This is a genomic window from Streptomyces sp. NPDC007905, assembly GCF_042959345.1.
Lineage (GTDB): Bacteria > Actinomycetota > Actinomycetes > Streptomycetales > Streptomycetaceae > Streptomyces.
In genome coordinates this window covers 367,492-383,776 of record NZ_JBIBKS010000005.1, presented here as the reverse complement: position 1 = coordinate 383,776, position 16,285 = coordinate 367,492, and the positions used below count along the sequence as shown (strand labels likewise).

12 protein-coding genes are annotated in these 16,285 nt (G+C 72.3%); all 12 read right to left on the bottom strand.

Annotation, left to right across the window (positions count from 1 at the left end; genetic code table 11):
* Window positions 1-2,423, bottom strand: a 2,423-nt coding sequence (locus ACFZDC_RS12270) for a condensation domain-containing protein (RefSeq protein ID WP_391322813.1), incomplete at its 3' end; no start/stop codon positions are given.
* Window positions 2,420-7,075, bottom strand: a complete 4,656-nt coding sequence (locus ACFZDC_RS12265) for an amino acid adenylation domain-containing protein (protein ID WP_391322811.1) — start codon at window positions 7,073-7,075, stop codon at window positions 2,420-2,422. The genes ACFZDC_RS12265 and ACFZDC_RS12270, both read right to left, overlap by 4 nt.
* Window positions 7,076-7,306: 231 nt before the next feature.
* Complete coding sequence (locus ACFZDC_RS12260) at window positions 7,307-8,299, bottom strand: hypothetical protein (RefSeq protein ID WP_391322809.1); 993 nt, start codon at window positions 8,297-8,299, stop codon at window positions 7,307-7,309.
* Window positions 8,296-9,036 carry a 3-oxoacyl-[acyl-carrier-protein] reductase gene (gene fabG, locus ACFZDC_RS12255; RefSeq protein WP_391322808.1) on the bottom strand — a complete coding sequence of 247 codons (741 nt, stop codon included), beginning with the start codon at window positions 9,034-9,036 and terminating at the stop codon, window positions 8,296-8,298. The genes ACFZDC_RS12260 and fabG overlap by 4 nt, the downstream gene beginning before the upstream one ends.
* Before the next feature lie 88 nt (window positions 9,037-9,124).
* Window positions 9,125-9,286: a hypothetical protein gene (locus ACFZDC_RS12250; protein WP_359004847.1), complete on the bottom strand. Its 162-nt coding sequence runs from the start codon at window positions 9,284-9,286 to the stop codon at window positions 9,125-9,127.
* Window positions 9,283-9,474, bottom strand: coding sequence for a hypothetical protein (locus tag ACFZDC_RS12245; protein WP_391322805.1), 192 nt, complete (start codon window positions 9,472-9,474; stop codon window positions 9,283-9,285). The genes ACFZDC_RS12250 and ACFZDC_RS12245 overlap by 4 nt, the downstream gene beginning before the upstream one ends.
* A gap of 3 nt (window positions 9,475-9,477) precedes the next feature.
* Window positions 9,478-10,116, bottom strand: coding sequence for a DsbA family protein (locus tag ACFZDC_RS12240; protein ID WP_391322804.1), 639 nt, complete (start codon window positions 10,114-10,116; stop codon window positions 9,478-9,480).
* Window positions 10,113-11,939: an alpha/beta fold hydrolase gene (locus ACFZDC_RS12235; RefSeq protein WP_391322802.1), complete on the bottom strand. Its 1,827-nt coding sequence runs from the start codon at window positions 11,937-11,939 to the stop codon at window positions 10,113-10,115. The genes ACFZDC_RS12240 and ACFZDC_RS12235 overlap by 4 nt, the downstream gene beginning before the upstream one ends.
* A complete protein-coding gene (locus ACFZDC_RS12230; RefSeq protein WP_359004858.1) occupies window positions 11,936-12,799 on the bottom strand; it encodes a beta-ketoacyl synthase N-terminal-like domain-containing protein in 864 nt (287 codons plus the stop codon). Before ACFZDC_RS12230 ends, ACFZDC_RS12235 begins: the two co-directional genes overlap by 4 nt.
* Window positions 12,792-13,925, bottom strand: a complete 1,134-nt coding sequence (locus tag ACFZDC_RS12225; protein ID WP_391322800.1) for a beta-ketoacyl synthase N-terminal-like domain-containing protein — start codon at window positions 13,923-13,925, stop codon at window positions 12,792-12,794. Before ACFZDC_RS12225 ends, ACFZDC_RS12230 begins: the two co-directional genes overlap by 8 nt.
* Window positions 13,903-15,081 carry a beta-ketoacyl synthase N-terminal-like domain-containing protein gene (locus ACFZDC_RS12220; protein WP_391322798.1) on the bottom strand — a complete coding sequence of 393 codons (1,179 nt, stop codon included), beginning with the start codon at window positions 15,079-15,081 and terminating at the stop codon, window positions 13,903-13,905. Before ACFZDC_RS12220 ends, ACFZDC_RS12225 begins: the two co-directional genes overlap by 23 nt.
* Entirely contained in the window at window positions 15,078-16,283 is a 1,206-nt protein-coding gene (locus ACFZDC_RS12215; RefSeq protein ID WP_359004867.1) for a beta-ketoacyl-[acyl-carrier-protein] synthase family protein, read from the bottom strand. Before ACFZDC_RS12215 ends, ACFZDC_RS12220 begins: the two co-directional genes overlap by 4 nt.
* Window positions 16,284-16,285 lie beyond the last annotated feature (2 nt).

Sequence of the window (16,285 nt, the reverse complement as noted above, 5' to 3'; positions counted from 1 at the left end):
CAATACCCCCGGGCCAGACCAGCACCCGCCACATACAACTCACCCACCACACCCACAGCCACCGGACGCAGACCACCATCCAGCACAAACACCCGCGTCCCCACCACCGGACGCCCGATCGGCACCACACCACCGCCACCAGCCAACGGATCACTCATCGACACACACACCGTCGACTCCGTCGGCCCATACGCGTTCACCATCCGCCGACCCACCGACCACCGCACGACCACCTCGGCGCTGGTGGCCTCACCACCGACGACGAGGCTGCGGAACTCGGGGAGTTCGACGGGCGGGACGCTGGCGAGTGCCATCGGAGAGATCAGAGCGTGGGTGATCCGGGCTTCGGCGAGCAGGGTGCCCAGTTCCTCGCCCGCCAGGACGTCGGTCGTGGGAACGACGAGTGCAGAGCCGGCCAGGAGGCTCATGCACACCTCGAGCACCGAGGCGTCGAAGCTCGGTGACGAGAACTGGAGGACGCGGCTCGTGGCGTCCACGTCGAAACGGTCGACCTCGGACGCGGTCAGGTGGGCGATGCCGTGGTGGGTGACGACGACGCCCTTGGGGCGGCCGGTCGAGCCGGAGGTGTAGATGACATACGCCGGGTGCTCGTCCCGGAGCGGCTCACTGCGCTCGCCGTCCACGACATCCTCAGCCGACAGCTCCGCCACCTGCCGGACCACCGCGGGATCGTCCAGGACCACCACGTCGGTCCCCCCGACGTCGCCCACGTCCACACCGTCCAGCGTCAGCACCGCCACCGGCGCCGCGTCAGCGATCATGTACGCCCTGCGCTCCGCGGGGTAACCAGGGTCGACCGGCACGTACGCGCCACCAGCCTTCACCACCGCGAGCAGCGCCACCACCAGCTCCACCGACCGCGGCATCTGCACGGCCACGAAGCGCTCCGGGCCCACGCCACGCCCGATCAGGAACCGGGCCAGGCGATTCGCCCGCTCGTTCAGCTCCGCATACGACAACTCCACCCCACCGCACACCAACGCCACGGCATCCGGAGCCACACCCACCCGATGCTCGAACAACGCCGGCAGCGTCGACGGCTCGACCCCCACCGACGTCTCGTTCCACTCCACGAGCATGCGCTGACGCTCCGCCTCACCCAGCACGTCGACGGCCGCGACCGGCTGTGCCGCGTCGCGGATGATCGACGTGAGGACCCTGATGAGGCGGTCCGCGACGGCCTGCACCTCACCCTGGGCGAAGGCGCCCGACTGATAGTTGAAGCGCAGGGTGAGCCGCGGGCCGGGGGCCATCACCAGGGCCAGGGGGTAGTGCGTGGCGTCGTGCGGCTCCACCGTGGCCAGGCGCAGCTCGGTGCCGGGGATCGCCGAGTCCAGCTCGTGCGGGAAGTTCTCGAAGACCACCAGGGAGTCGAAGAGTTCGCCCAGGCCGGCGGTGCGCTGGATGTCGGCGAGGCCGACGTACTGGTGTCGCGCCATGCGCAGGCTCTGCTGCTGGAGGCGTTCGAGCAGCGCCAGCACGTCCTCGTCCGGACGGACGCGGGCACGCACCGGGACCGTGTTGATGAACAGGCCGACCATGGACTCGGCGCCGGGCACCTCGGCGGGGCGGCCCGCGAGGGTGGTGCCGAAGAGGACGTCGTCGCGACCGGTGTGGTGGGCCAGCAGGAGGGACCAGGCCCCCTGCACCACCGTGTTGGCGGTCAGGGCGTGCGAGCGGGCGAACGCGGTCAGTTCTTCGGTGAGTTCGGCGGAGAGCTGGACGACGTGGTTGCCCGGGATCTTGTCGGCGTCCGCGGGGACGTCGGGTGCCAGCAGGGTCGCCTCCTCCACGCCGTCGAGGAGTTCGCCCCAGGCGGCCTTGTGCGCCGCCGCGTCCTCACGCATCAGCCAGGCCAGGTAGGTGCGATGCGGGACGGCGGCCGGCAGGTCGCAGCCGGTGGGGTCGGCGTACAGGCGCAGGAGGTCCTCGATGAGCAGCGGCATCGACCAGCCGTCGAGGAGGATGTGGTGGTTGGTGAGCAGCAGGACGTGGCTGTCGTCGGCCAGGCGGATCAGGGTGAACCGCAGGAGCGGGGGGACGGCCGGGTCGAAGCGGCGGGCGCGGTCCTCGGCGACCAGGCGCTCCTGCTCCCGCCGGCGGTCGGCCGGGTCCAGGGCGCGTAGGTCGTGCTCGGCGAAGTGCAGCGGGACGGTGCGGTGCACCACCTGGACGGGGTCGCCGTCACGGCGGGCGCGGAAGCCGGCCCGCAGGCTGGGGTGGCGCTCCAGCAGCTTGGCCGCGGCGCCGCGCAGGACGGCGACGTCGAGCGGGCCGCTCAGCGAGAGGGCGAACTGCACGGTGTAGACATCGGGAGCGGTCTCGTCGTACTGCGCGTGGAAGAGCAGGCCGGCCTGCAGCGGCGAGAGCGGAAGGACGTCTTCGATACGCGACTGCTTCACTGGGCAATCTCCCATTCGCGGGCCAACTCGTCTTCGAGTGCGTCAAGTTCGTTCTGGCTGAGGGTGTTCAGGGTGAGGTCCGACGGCGTCTGAACGGCCGTGTCCGACTGGTCCGCGCTGGTGATGAGCGCTTCCAGACAGTGCTGCCAGAGGTCGGCGAGGCGGGTGGCCGCTTCCTCGGTGACGAGGGTCTCGGGCCAGGTCCACCGCGCGGTCAGGCGGCGGCCGTCCGCTCCGTCCCGCACCATGACGTTGATGTCCAGCTGGTACGCGGCGGGCATGGCGGGTTCGGTGATCTCACCGAGGCCCTCGCCGGGCGCGAGGCCCCAGCTGTGCGGGTCTGTCGCGGCGGCGTCGAAGCGGCCGAGGTAGTTGAAGCCCACGTCGGGCCCGGGCCGTGCGGCCAGTTCGGCGGCGGTGTCCGGGTTGTGGTGACGCAGCAGTCCGTACCCGATGCCGTCGCCGGGGACCGTGCGGAGCTGCTCCTTGATCTGCTTGAGGGCATCGTCCGTGGCGGCACCGCCGCGGCTCGCGGCGCGCGCGGTCGCCGGGTCGAGGGCGAGCGTCACCGGGTACAGCGAGGTGAACCAGCCCACGGTCCGGGACAGGTCGTGCGTCTCGCTCAGTGGTACGCGGCCGTGGCCCTCCAGGGCCACGGTGAGCCGGCCGTCCCCGGGCTCGGCCGCGCCACGCCACTGCGGGACCGCCATCATCAGCGCGGTCAGCAGGACGTCGGTGACGGCTCCGTTGATCCTGGACGGCACCGTGGTCAGCAGCGGTTCGGTCAGGTGGGGCTCGAGAGTGGTGTCGAAGGAGACGAGCCGGGCCACGGTGTCCCGGGCCGGGTCGAGCCGGCCGCCGCCCGGCAGCAGCGGCGCGGGGCGGGCGGCCTGGTCCGTCCAGGCCGCGAGCTCGGCGACCCGCCGGGGCGAGCGTGCCTCGTCCGCCAGCCGATGGGCCCAGGCGCGGAAGGAGGTGCCGCGTGCGCCGAGGTCGGGGGTGCGGCCGGCCGCCGCCGCGCCGTAGGCGCTCTCCAGGTCGTCGAGCAGGACACGCCAGGAGACGCCGTCGACCACGAGGTGGTGCAGGACGAGCAGCAGCCTGCCGGGCCGTGCGCTTCCCGAGTCGAACCAGACCGCCTGGACCATCACGCCGTCGTCCGGCCTCAGTCGGCCCGCCGCGGCTTCCCGGTGGGTGGCGATGGTGGCGGCCAGGGCCTCGGGGTCGAGGTCCGCGACCTCGACGACGTCGAGGACCTCGGTGAGATCAGCGGCCTCGGCGGGGTCGGTGATGTGGAGTCGCCACGACGGGGAGCGGTCCAGGCGGGCCCGCAGGACGTCGTGGTGGGTGAGCAGGGCTCGCAGCGCGGTGCCGAGATGGTCGGCGCGGGCGCCGGCCGGGGTCTGTACGAGGGCGAACTGGCCGAAGCGGTCGATCAGCTCGCCGCGTCCGCGCAGCCACTGCATGATCGGCGTGACGGGGACGTCGCCGACCGGGACCGTCTCGTCGCCGCCGCCCGTCTCGATGGCCGGGGCATGCGGGGTGAGCGCCTCGACCGTCTTGTACGCGAAGACGTCCTCGGCGGTGAGGAGCAGGCCGCGGGCGCGGGCCCGGGAGACGAGGCGCATCGCGACGATGCTGTCGCCGCCGAGGTCGAAGAAGTTGTCGGTGACGCCGACGGTCTCCAGGCCGAGCACCTCGGCGAAGGCCCGGCTCAGGATCTCCTCGGCCTCATTGCGGGCGACGGCTGCCGTGGTGAGGCCGCCGAAGTCCGGTGCGGGCAGGGCGCGGCGGTCCAGCTTGCCGTTGGCGTTGGTCGGCAGCTCGGGCATGACCACCACGGCGGCCGGGATCATGTACTCCGGCAGCCGGTCCGCCAGCGCGCGGCGCAGGCCGGCGGAGTCTGCGCCGGTGCCGGGGCGCAGGGTCACGTAGCCGACGAGCTGGCTGCCGCCGGGGCCGTCCGACCGCAGGATCACTGCGGCCTGCGTCACCTCCTCGAGGTCGGACAGGGCCGCCTCGATCTCGCCGAGTTCGACCCGGAAGCCACGGATCTTGACCTGGTCGTCGGAGCGCCCCAGGAAGATCAGGTTGCCGTCGGCCCGCCACCGGGCCAGGTCGCCGGTCCGGTACATCCGCTCGCCGTCGCGGAAGGGGTCGGCGACGAACCGCTCGCCGGTCAGCGCGCTGCGGCGGAGGTAGCCGCGGGCCAGCTGGACGCCGGAGAGGTACAGCTCACCGGGGACGCCCGCCGGTACGGGGCGCAGCGCGGCGTCGAGCACGTAGGCGCGGGTGTTCCACACGGGCGCGCCGATCGGCACGCTGTCGCCCTCGTCGTCCGGTCCGCACTGCCAGGCGGTGACGTCGACGGATGCCTCCGTCGGGCCGTACAGGTTGTGCAGTTCCACCTCGGGGAGCGCGGCGAAGAACTGGCGCTGGGTCTCGCGGGGCAGCGCCTCGCCGCTGCAGACGACGCGGCGCAGGGCGGGGAAGGTCGTCTCGGCGAAGGGGGCGCGGGACAGGAACGCCTGGAGCATGGAGGGGACGAAGTGCAGGGTGGAGATCCGCTGGGTGCGGATGATCTCCGCCAGGTACGCGGGGTCCTTGTGCCCGTCGGGCCGCGCCACGACCAGGGTGGCTCCCGCGGCCAGCGGCCAGAAGAACTCCCAGACGGACACGTCGAAGCCCGAGGGGGTCTTCTGCAGGATGCGGTCCTCGCCGGTGAGGCGGTACTGCCCCTGCATCCACTGGAGCCGGTTGGCGATTCCGGCGTGCGGGACGACGACGCCCTTGGGGCGGCCGGTGGAGCCGGAGGTGTAGATGAGGTACGCCGGGTGGCTCGACCGGAGCGCGGTGGTGCGGTCCTGGTCGGTGGGGTCGGTGCCGGGGTACCGGGCGAGGTCCCTGCGGGTGCCGGGGTCGTCGAGGAACAGCCGCGGGCAGTCGGTGGCGGGCAGGTGCGAAGCGGTGCCCGTGGTGGTGAGGACCGCCACCGGCTGCGCGTCGTCGAGGACGTACTCGATCCGGTCCCGGGGGTGGCCGGGGTCGATGGGCACGTAGGCGGCGCCGGACTTGAGCGTGGCGAGCAGCGCCACGACCAGGTCCACCGAACGGTGCAGCGCGACGGCGACGCGGTCCTCCGGGCCGATGCCGAGGTCGATCAGCCGGTGCGCGAGCCGGTTGGCGCGGCTGTGCAGCTCCCGGTAGGTCAGCGTCTCGTCGTCGAAGGCGAGGGCTTCGGCCTCGGGGGTGCGGGTCGCCTGGGCTTCGAGGAGGGCGGTGAGGGTGTCGAGGTCGCGGCCGGTGGCATTCAGGCCGTGGACGAGGAGGTCGCGTTCGGCGGGCGTCGCCACCTCGATGCGGCCGAGGGGACGCTCCGGCGCCGAACGGGCCAGCTCGGCCAGGAGGTGCTCGAACCGGGCGCCGTGCCGGTCGACATCCCGGGGCTCGTACACGTCGCCGTTGGCGTGCAGGTCGATCGCGAGGCCGTGGCGGCCCGGCCGGCCGTCGACCACGAACGTCATGTCGTCGTTGGGGCCGACGGTGAGGCTGTGCGAGACCGTCTCGCAGCCGGGGAGCGAGAAGTCGGTGTCGAACATCAGGAAGTTGACCTGCGGGCCGACGAGCCGGCGGTCGTCCCCGACGAGCTTCAGGTCACGGCGCAGGTCCTCGTAGCGGTAGTGCTGGTGGCGCACCGCGCCGTGCATCGCCTCGGCGGCCGCCGCGACCAGCCCGGCCACCGTGCCCGTGGCCGGTACCGCGATGCGCAGCGGCAGTACGTTGGAGACCATGCCCGGGACGCGGCGGGCGGCTCCGGTGCGGCGGGCGGCGACCGGCAGGCCGAGGACGACGTCCGTGGTGTTGGTCATCTTCGCCATGTACAGCGCGATGACGGCGGCGGTGACGGCCGGCCAACTCGTCTGCGTCTCCCGGGCGAGCCGGTGCAGCCCGTCGGTGACCGGGTCCGGGAGGCGCCCGGTGCGCCGGTGGAACGAGGAGGGCATCGCCGGCTGACCGCCCGAGAGGCTGGCGGGCTCGGGGCGGTCCCCGAAGCGGTCGAGCCAGTACTCCCGGTCGGCCGCGAAACGGTCCGATCCACGGTAGGCCGCGTCGGCCGCGACGAGCTCGGTGAGGCTGCCCAGCGCCCGCCGGGGGGCGGGGTCCTGGCCGCCGGTGAGTTCCCGGTAGACCTCGGCGGCGCGGGTGGCGATCAGGCCCCCGCTGAATCCGTCGAGGACGAGGTGGTGGACGCGGTAGTACCACTGGAGCCGCTCGCCACCGAGGTCGATGAGGGCGAACAGGTACAGCGGGTCCCGGGCGGGGTCCACCGCCGTGCGGGCGTCGGACAGCATCCAGTCGAGGGCGGCCGCCTCCGGGTCCGGTTCGGCGCTGACGTCGACCGTGCGGACCTGGGCGGGCGGGGCCGGGCGCACGCTCTGCACCGGCTCGCCGTCGTGCTCGTGGAACGTGGCCCGCAGCGCCTCGGCCTCGCCGAGGACCCGGTGCAGCGCCTCGGTGAACGCGGCCCGGTCGAGCGGGCCGCGGATGTCGACGTACTCGGCGATGTTGTAGATGGCGTTGTCCGGGTCCAACCGCTGAGCGAACCACATGCCGCGCTGCGCCGCAGTGAGTTCAATGACTTCAGCAGGCACTGCTGACATGGTCGTTCCCCTCCGTTGGTTTCGTGCTCAGCCGCGGCCGTCCGAGGTGCTCTGCTTCACTGGTCCGGCAAAGTCGAAACCGTGGCGGGATTTCCCGTCGGAAACGCGACGTCCGCCTTTTCCGGAACTCGGCAACACATTCATTTCACTGAAATGCATTGATTCGGCAGCACATCGAGAATATGCGCTGAGCACGCGGAGGTCGCGGTTGCTTCCAATACTTCAAAACAGCTCGCCCGAGGGGCGGAGCACCGCGAGGGCCTGGCCGATCTCGGCGACCAGTTCGTCTCCCCGGTGGATCTCGCCGCTCATGATGACGCCGGCGGCCATGTACTGATCGATCCGGACGGTGTGCCGCAGCGTGTCCCCGGGGTGGACGCCCCGGTGGAAGATGATGTCGCGCACGGCGGCCAGGATGGGGGCGCTGCCGCCCGGCTGCGCCGTGGCCCGCTCGCGCCGCAGCCACAGCAGGGCGCCGCCCTGCCCCCAGGACTCGACCAGGAGGGACGGCGGATAGCGCAGGGCGCGCTCTCCCGCGCCGGGTGCCAGCAGCGCGTAGCAGGGTTCGCTGCCCGTGACCGCCTTGCTGGTGACGATGCGGTCGTAGGGGGCGAGGTCCAGTACCCGGTCGACGAGCAGCATGGGATGGGCGTGCGGGATCGTGCCGCGGATCTCGGCGTGTTCGAGCAGCGCCGTCGCCGGGCCGCCGGAACCGGCCGCCGGGTCACCGGCGTCGGCCGCGGGCACCGCACCGGTGCCGGTACCGGCGATGATCCGGAACGTCATCGTGACCTTCGCGGCCCGGACGTCCCCCCTGCGGCAGTCGGCGGTGACCTCCAGCTCGTCCGCCCCGTCCGGGCCGACGGCCCTGGCCACGCAGTGGAGGTCGAGCCGGTCGCCGGGGCGCAGCGCCGCGAGGAAGCGAACGTGGGTGATCCGTAGCGGTTCCGCGAAGGCGTGCGTGCCGTGCTGCTCCCACACCAGGTGCAGGACCGCCTGGTAGACGGACTCGATGACGAACGCGCCGGGATAGATCGTGAAGTCGGGGTAGTGGCCCTCCATGTACGGGTCGTCGGCGCGGATGAGCTTGTGGGCGGTGACCTCGGTGGCCGACAGGACGGTGCAGGAGTCGACGGCGGGAAGCGGGACCGCCCGTGCCCGGCGGCCGGCCTCTATGGCGGCGCTGGGCACGGGCGACGGGGCGACGAGGGTCACAGAACGACTCCGCCGTCCACCCGGATGATCTCGCCGGTGATGTAGCCGGCCCTCTCGGAGAGCAGGAACGAGACGAGGTCGGCGACCTCGTCCGCGCTGCCGTAGCGACGCATCGGAATGCTCTTCAGGGCCTGGGCGCGCACCTTCTCCGGGAGCGCGTCGGTCATGTCGGTCTCGATGAAGCCGGGGGCGACCACGTTGACCCGTACCCCGTAGCCGGCCAGTTCCTTGGCGAGCGAGAGGCTCATGCCCTGGATGCCGGCCTTGGAGGCGGAGTAGTTCGTCTGCGTGGCGTTGCCATCGATGCCCGCGACGGAGGACATGTTGACGATCGCGCCCTCCTTGCGCTTCATGAACCCGAAGACGACCGCGCGGCAGAAGTTGAACGTCCCGTCGAGGTTGGTGCCGATGACGGCCTGCCAGTCCTTCGGGTCCATCAGGACCATCGGGTTGTCGCGGACGATGCCGGCGGAGTTGACGAGGGCGCGGACCGGGCCGACCGCCTTCTCCGCCGCGGCGATGAACTCCTGCACGGCGTCGAAGTCGGACACGTCGCAGGGGGCGTGGTACACCTGCACGCCCGCCTCACGGATCAGCTTCTCGGTCTCCTCGGCCGCCTCCACGCCCGAGCGGTAGCAGAAGGCGATGTTGCGGCCCTCCTGCGCCAGGCGGACGGCCACCGCGCGCCCGATTCCCCTCGAACCGCCCGTGACGACGGTGCATCCCTCTTCGGTCACTGCTCTCTCCTTAGCCGGTACGGCACGACTCACCGGCCTGGACCGGCTGTCGGCCGGTCCGGTCGGCGACGAACAACAGGGCGGCGGCTCAGCCGCAGCCGCCCGCGGTGTCCTGGTCCAGGACGCCGACGCGGTCGACGATCTCCTTGGGGACGCCCGCCAGCGGGTCCTCGCCCCACTCCTCGTCCACCGACGGGTAGCCGACGGCCGGCTCTCGCGAACCGTCCGGTCGCCGCGTGGTGCTACTCATTCCTCATCGCCTTCCGTGATCTTGAGGGTCGCCAGCTGCTGTTCCAGCGCGGCGAGGAATACGCCGAAGGGGTCGTCCAGCTCACTGGGGACGCTCGCCAGCGGGTCCTCGCGCCGTGTCTCGCCCGTCAGCGGGCCGCCGGAGCCCGGCTGCCACACACCGTTCGCGCGTGGGGTGCTCACACGCATGGCTCACCCCCTCACGGCGGCCGCCGCCAGCTGCTGCTCGAGCGCGGTGACGAAGTCGTCGAGGCGGTCCAGACCCCAGTAGCGGTGCCTGCCGAGCCTGAAGTAGGGGACGCCGAACACGTCGTCCTCGTACACGTCCATGAGCGCCTGGACGCCCTGCTCCCGGATGGCCGGGTCCTCGGGGGCGGCTGCCAGTACGTCGCCGTCCAGACCGGCCTCGTTGCACACGCGGCGCAGCTGCTCGCGGTCGCAGATGTCCTCGCCGCGTTCCCAGCGGGCGGCCATCACCGCACGGTAGTACTCGCGGTGGACGCCGAGTTCACGCGCCTTGAGCCAACCGAGGTGCGGCAGCTCCCACCACTCGTCACCCGTGTCGATCGGCCACTTCATCGCGAAGCCGTACTTCGCGGCCAGGCGCTTGGTGTCGCTGAGGATGTACAGGTGCTTGGCCTTGCTCATCGCGATGTAGTGGAACTCGCCGCCGCGCGCCTTCAGTTCGGTGAGGCTCGTCTCGTCCGGCTCGGTGAACGGCACGTACTCGATGAGCTCGTCCGCGTGGGGCAGGCGCTCCTCCAGCAGGCGCACGGCCATCCAGCTGAACGGGCTGCGCAGCGAGAAGTACAGACGGGGCGGCCTCCTCATGCCTGCCCCCCGAGCAGTGCCGCCTTCACGTCCTCGTCGAAGAGCGCGACCGTGCCGGCCTCCTCGCCCCTGCTGATGGCGTAGCCGTGCATGATCGTCGCCGTCGCGGCCAGCTCCAGGCTGTCGCCGCGGCGCACGTAGCAGTCCATACGGGCCGTGTAGACGGTGTCCTTGATGACGTCCTCGACGGTGAAGACCGTGTGCACGGTCTCCTCCATGAAGATGTCGGAGAGGACCTGCACGCGGGCGCGGGAGACGACCGGGATCCAGGCCCGCTCCTCGAGCAGCTTGCCGATGGCGAGGCCCCGGTCGTGCAGGAACCGGTCGACGACCTCCTCGAGCGTGCGCACATAGGCCGAGTGCTGGAGCCGGTCGGAGAAGTGGCAGTAGTAGTACGGGGCCCGCCAGGACCACAGGTACGCGCCGGAGCCCTCGGGGACGAGGACGTCGGCCACCTCCTGGCCGGGGCCGATGGGCAGGCTCGCGGACTTGGTGTTGGCGAGGGCCGCGACCTCGGGCACCACGAAGGGCGCGAGGACCGCGGGCACCGGCTCCGTTCCCGAGCCGTCCTTGACGGCGACCAGGGCGACCCGCAGCTTGCCCTTGAGCACCGTGACGGCCTCGCCGCCGCGCTCCACCGTCAGGGTGACGGTGAACGGTGCGCCCTGCTCCGGCTTGGGCGTGGCCGAGACCACCGTGGCGTAGACGCGGTCGTCGACGAAGAGCGTCGCGGGCAGCTGCACCGAGGAGTCGACGATCTCCAGGCCGAGCCCGTAGCGGTGGTACATGTCGCGGGCCCCGACACCGCGCTCGCGGAAGTACTCCAGTACGGCCTCCTCGACCAGGTACATGAAGTGCTTGAACCCGATCCAGGTGCGGATGTTGGCGCCTTCGTAGCGGGGCATGCCGACATAGGTCGTGGGGGCGCCGTCAAGCAGATTCGTCACAGTGCCTTCTTCTTCGAGATCGGATGCGGTCACGCATGCGGGTACGGGTTCGGACGCGGGTTCGGCGGCCGCGCCGGGGAGGGCCGGAGCGGACAGGGTGCGGCGCAGGAACGCGTCCGCCTCCCGGGCCAGCTCACGCGCTTGCGTCACATGGCAGAAGTGTCCGTACACCCCGCGCAGGCGCACCGTGGCCGCGGGCATGGCGTGGTCGAGCGCGGCGGCCCGCATCGGGGTGAGCGACTCGTCGTCCACCCCGGCGAGGACCAGGGTGGGCACCTTGATGCCGGAGAGATCGAGCCTGCCGGAGTTCTCGAACTCGCGGTGGAACACGGGCAGTCCGCCGACGACGGCGCGATCGCTCGCCTTCTGGCTCATCGCGGCGACGACCTCCGGATCGATCCGGTCCGCACGGGGGCCGAGCGCCAGGGTGACTCCCTGACGGATCACCTTGCGCAGCGCGCCCTCCGACCGCAGCCGGATCGCGGGGGACACGGGGAAGTCGGCCGGGCGGTAGAACGGCGCTGCGAGCACCGCCGCGTCGATGCCGGGGGCGCCCTCGCACCTGGCCAGGTACTCCAGCACGGCGTTGGCCCCGAACGAGTGGCCCACCAGGGCGGCGGGCCGTTCGGGCACCAGGTCGAGGGCCCGGCGCAGCCACTCGCCCGGCGAGCCCTCGGCCCGCCAGGCGTAGGAGTTGCCGCCGTGCCAGGGAAGTTGCAGCGCGTACAGGCGGTAGTTGGGCAGCTGCTCCACGAGGTCGCGCCAGATGCCCCAGGAGTCCTCGATGCCGTGGGCGGCGACGAGCACGGGCCCCTGTCCCGGGCCGCGCCGCACCTCCAGGCCGTCGGCCCGGGCCACCGTGTCCCACCCGGTCATGCCGCTTCGCCGATCGGTTCGAGCCGCCTCGCGGTCACAGCGGCCCAGTCGTCCTCGCGGTCGCCGCAGGCCACCGTGAGCGGGCCCGGGGCCTGCCCGGTGACGAGCCGCTCGGCCGCGACCGCGAGGCCGATGACGCCGTCGGCGCCGTAGCGGCTGCCCACGCCGGGCTCCGCGGTGGCGGGTCGTTCGCCGTGCCGCTCGACGGAGCCGATGGCGACCGCCGCGGGGCCGGGCCAGGCGCCGGGTACGCCGAGCAGGACACAGCCGGCTCCCTCGGTCAACGCGCCGCCGTCCGGGCGCAGGGCCTCAAGGCCACGCGCCACAGCGTCCGCGGGCTCGACGCCCACGACGACGGCGCGCCGGGCCCGGCCCGCGCGCAGCAGCCGGGCGCCGAGCTGCACGGCGTCGAGTCCGGCTGTGGCGCCGCTGCACACCGCGAGGTTCGGCCCGGTGAAGCCGTACCGGATCGCGATGCTGCTGGCGATGATGTTGCTGGAGGCGTTCGGCGCGTCCAGGACGCTCACCGCGGCGCCGCCGCCCTCGCGCATGTCCGAGACCATCGCGCAGACCGTCCCGGCATTGCCGAGGTTCGAGGCGACGACGACGGCGGTGCCGGCCGCCTGGTCCACCGGGCCGGGGGCCTGGCCCGCGGGCAGGCCGAGCGCCCGGTGCACAGCGCACAGGGCGAGCCGGGTGGCCGGCTCCTTGCCGAGCAGTCCCTTGCGGCCCAGGACGAGCTTGGCGTCGGCCGGGGAACAGGCGGGCTCCTGCGGGGAGCCGGGCAGCTCGGCGGCTGCCTTGCCGGGCACGTGTACGGCCCAGCCCGCCAGTACGACCTGCGGGTCGCGGTCAGCCATCACTCGCCTCCACAATCGTCACCGCGTTGACCCCGCCGAACCCGAAGGCGTTGATCTGTGCGTGGCGCGGGCTCACCTGGAGCGGGGCACCGTGCACGAGGTTGAGCTTGTCGGCCTCGGGCATCGGCGAGCGCAGGCCGACCACGGCCGGGACGGTGCCGGCGCGCATGGCGCTGAGTGCGACGAGCACGCTCATCAGCGCCGAGCCGCCCGACGTGTGGCCGGTCGCGCCCTTGATGGCGGTGACCGGCGGCCCGTCCGGGCCGAACACGTCGAGCAGGGCGGCCCCTTCGGTGGGGTCGTTGAGCCCGGTGGACGTGCCGTGCGCCACCACCAGTCCGATGTCGTCCGCCGATATCCCGGCGTACTCGTGCGCCTGCCGCATGGCCGCGACGATCCCGGCCTGGTCGGGCGCGGTCTCGTGGTACGCGTCGCAGGTGAGGCCGACGCCACGGAGCACGCCGAGGCAGGGCCGCCCGTCGGCGACGTCCTCCGGGCGCTCGAGGACCACGGCCACCGCGCCCTCGCCGAGCAGGACGCCCGGGCGGTCCTCGTCGAACGGACGGACCATGTCCGAGGTGCCGGCCGTGACCTTGCCGATGACGGTGAGCATGCTCTCCGTCATCGTGTCGCAGCCGGCGGCGACCACCACGTCGGCGTCGCCCAGTTCGAGGATGTCCGCGCCGAGCGCGAGCGCGTAACCGGAGGCCGCGCACGCGTTGGCGATGGTGTGCACTTCGGTGACCTCGGGCACCGCCGCCCGCACGGCCTCCTTGAAGTGCAGTTGCGCCAGGCGGAGCGGGACGCCGTCGGCATGCCACTGCTCGACGGCACGCAGCTCGCGCAGGCCGGTGCCCACGATCACCGCCACCCGACGCCGCGCGGGGTCGACCCCGGCGGCGCGCAGGGCCTTGATCACGCAGTCGGCAAGCCAGTCCCCCGCCAGGCGCGGCTGAGACGCCGGCTGACCGTCCTGGATCTCGTAGCCATGGGTGACGCCGAGCTTGCCGGGGTCGCCGAGCCGCAGCGGGGCGACCCCGCTGCGGCCTTCCAAGAGGGCCAGAAAGGTGGCCTCCAGGTCACCGAGGCAGGTGACCATGGAGCTACCCGTGATGGCCGCCGACACGGCTCCACCCCCTGATGACCGCCGCACCGGCGGCGCCCTCCGCGGAGCGGGTGGTGATCACCGAGATCTCGCCGTCGCGGACCGGCTCGGCACGGTGCCGGGCGAGCAGCGCGGCGACCTGGAAGGCGCCGGTGGCGCTGAACGCCTCGCCGGTGGCTTCCGTGACCCGCAGCCGGGGCACGTCCGCACCGAGCACGGCGGTGACGGCGGCCTCTTCGGCGTCGTCGAGGCGCGGCATGCCGCTCCAGGCCGTGGCCACGGTGGCGATCTGGTCGGGCGCCACTCCGGCGCGGTCCAGAGCCCGCCGCAGACAGGTCTCCAGGCCCGCGGCGAACGCCCCGTCGGGGCCGGGGGGCTCGAAGACACCGGTCTCGACGGCGAGCACTTCGGCGTCCATCGCGCGCCCTGACGCACGCACCTCCTCGGCGCGCTCGACCACGAACACCGCGGCGCCCTCCCCGGCGGGCAGGTCGCCTCCCTCGACGGACTGCGTGAAGTGCGCGGCCCACGCGGCGTGCGGGCTGAACTCCTCCACGCAGCCGACGAGCAGGGCGTCCGCGTAGCGGCAGTTGATCAGGTTGCGGCCGTAGCGCAGGGCGTTGGGCATCGCCATGTGGCCGCCGGCCACCGTGGCGTTGGGGCCCTTGAGCCCGAACCAGATGCCCGCCTGCCCGGCCGTGCAGTTCATCACGGCGTTCGGGAACAGCAGCGGGTTGACCAGGTAGGGACGGTCCTGTGTGAAGGTGTCCCGGCTGTAGTCGCTGGTCGACTTGGCGCTGCCGGTGGTGGTCCCCAGGGTGATGCCGATGCGGTCGCGGTTGCCGTCGTCGACCTCCAGGTCGGAGTCGGCGAGCGCGGCCTTGCAGGCGACCAGGCCGAGGGCGGTGGCGCGGTCGAAGAACGAGGTGCCCTTGCGGCCGAGGTGGTCGCGGACCTTGAAGTCCACGAGCGCGTGGGCCTCGGGGCGCGGCAGCGGCTCCTCGTACATCTCGGAGGCGTCGCTGGGCTTCGGGTCGGCGAGCGCCGCCACGAGGGACTCCGGTCCGAGGCCCGCGCCGCACAGCACGCCGAAACCGGTGATGGCCAGGGTGCCGGTGGCGGCCGTCCCGGGCGTGGTGGCGGCCGCGGCGGCGCCGGTGGCGGTGGCGGTCGTCATGACATCCTCCCGAGGACGACGATGGCGTTGTTGCCGCCGAAGGCGAATCCGTTCACCTGGGCGATCCGGACATCCGCGTCGCGGGCGTGGTTGGCCACCGGGTCGATCGCCGGCAGCTCCGGGTCGGGAGTGGTGAAGTTGATGGTCGGCGGCAGGAAGGAGCCGGTGATGCCGAGCACGGAGGCGATGGCGCCGAGGCCGCTCGCGGCCCCCATCGCGTGTCCCAGCATCGACTTGGTCGAGCTGATCGGCGGCGGGTTGTCGCCGAAGACGTCCACCACCGCGCTCGCCTCGGTGTAGTCGTTGGCCGGGGTGCCGGTGCCGTGGGCGCAGATGTAGTCCACGTCCTCGGGCTTGATACCGGCGTTCTTGTGGGCGAGCCGCATGCAGGCGGCGATGCTCGCCCGGTCCGGCGCGACCATGTGGCTGGCGTCGCAGTTGAGGCCGTAGCCGAGGACCTCGGCGTGGATGCGCGCGCCACGGGCGAGAGCCGAGTCCAGGCTCTCCAGGAACATGGCGGCGCCGCCCTCACCGGTGATGATGCCCGAGCGGTCCTTGTCGAAGGGCGAGCACGCCTTCTCGGTGAGCGCGCCGAGCCGGTAGAACCCGGCGTGCGACCAGCGGTGCACCGAGTCCGCGCCACCGGCGATCATGTAGTCCATCTCGCCCGAGCGGATCATGTCGCTGGCGAAGCCGAGGGCGTAGTTGCTGGCCGAGCACGCGGTGGACAGCGTCACCGCGTCGCCGGTGAGACGCAGTTCGCGGTTGACCGCCTGCGACAGCCGTGCGCTGGAGACCTGGCGCACCAGGCCGGCGTCCAGACCGGCGGGACCGCCGGCGAGGGAGTCGGCGGTGAGCCGCTCGAGGATCTGCGTCTCACCTCCGGTGGTTCCCATGGTGGAACCGGCCCGCGAGGACGCGAGCACGTCCTCGTCGATGCCGGCGTCCGCCACCGCGAGACGGGCGGCGGACGCGGCGAAGAGGCTGGTGCGGCCCCACTCTTCGACAGACAGCCGACGGACCATGTCCTTCGGCCGAAAATCGTGCACCTCTCCGGCCATGTAGTAAGGGAAACCAGTGGTGTCGAAGCACTCGATGGGCGAGACGCCGTTGACACCCTGCCTCAGCGCCTGCTCGTAAGCGGCCGCTCCGATCCCGATACTCGAGACAGGCCCCAGGCCCGTGATGACTACCCGTCGCATGT

What these genes read in the sequence shown, in the direction of transcription:
- ACFZDC_RS12235 (WP_391322802.1), bottom strand. Translation starts at nt 11,939, where the DNA reads ATGACCGGGTGGGACACGGTGGCCCGGGCCGACGGCCTGGAGGTGCGG.
- ACFZDC_RS12250 (WP_359004847.1), bottom strand. Translation starts at nt 9,286, where the DNA reads ATGAGTAGCACCACGCGGCGACCGGACGGTTCGCGAGAGCCGGCCGTC.
- ACFZDC_RS12220 (WP_391322798.1), bottom strand. Translation starts at nt 15,081, where the DNA reads ATGACGACCGCCACCGCCACCGGCGCCGCCGCGGCCGCCACCACGCCC.
- ACFZDC_RS12240 (WP_391322804.1), bottom strand. Translation starts at nt 10,116, where the DNA reads ATGAGGAGGCCGCCCCGTCTGTACTTCTCGCTGCGCAGCCCGTTCAGC.
- ACFZDC_RS12245 (WP_391322805.1), bottom strand. Translation starts at nt 9,474, where the DNA reads ATGCGTGTGAGCACCCCACGCGCGAACGGTGTGTGGCAGCCGGGCTCC.
- ACFZDC_RS12215 (WP_359004867.1), bottom strand. Translation starts at nt 16,283, where the DNA reads ATGCGACGGGTAGTCATCACGGGCCTGGGGCCTGTCTCGAGTATCGGG.
- ACFZDC_RS12230 (WP_359004858.1), bottom strand. Translation starts at nt 12,799, where the DNA reads ATGGCTGACCGCGACCCGCAGGTCGTACTGGCGGGCTGGGCCGTACAC.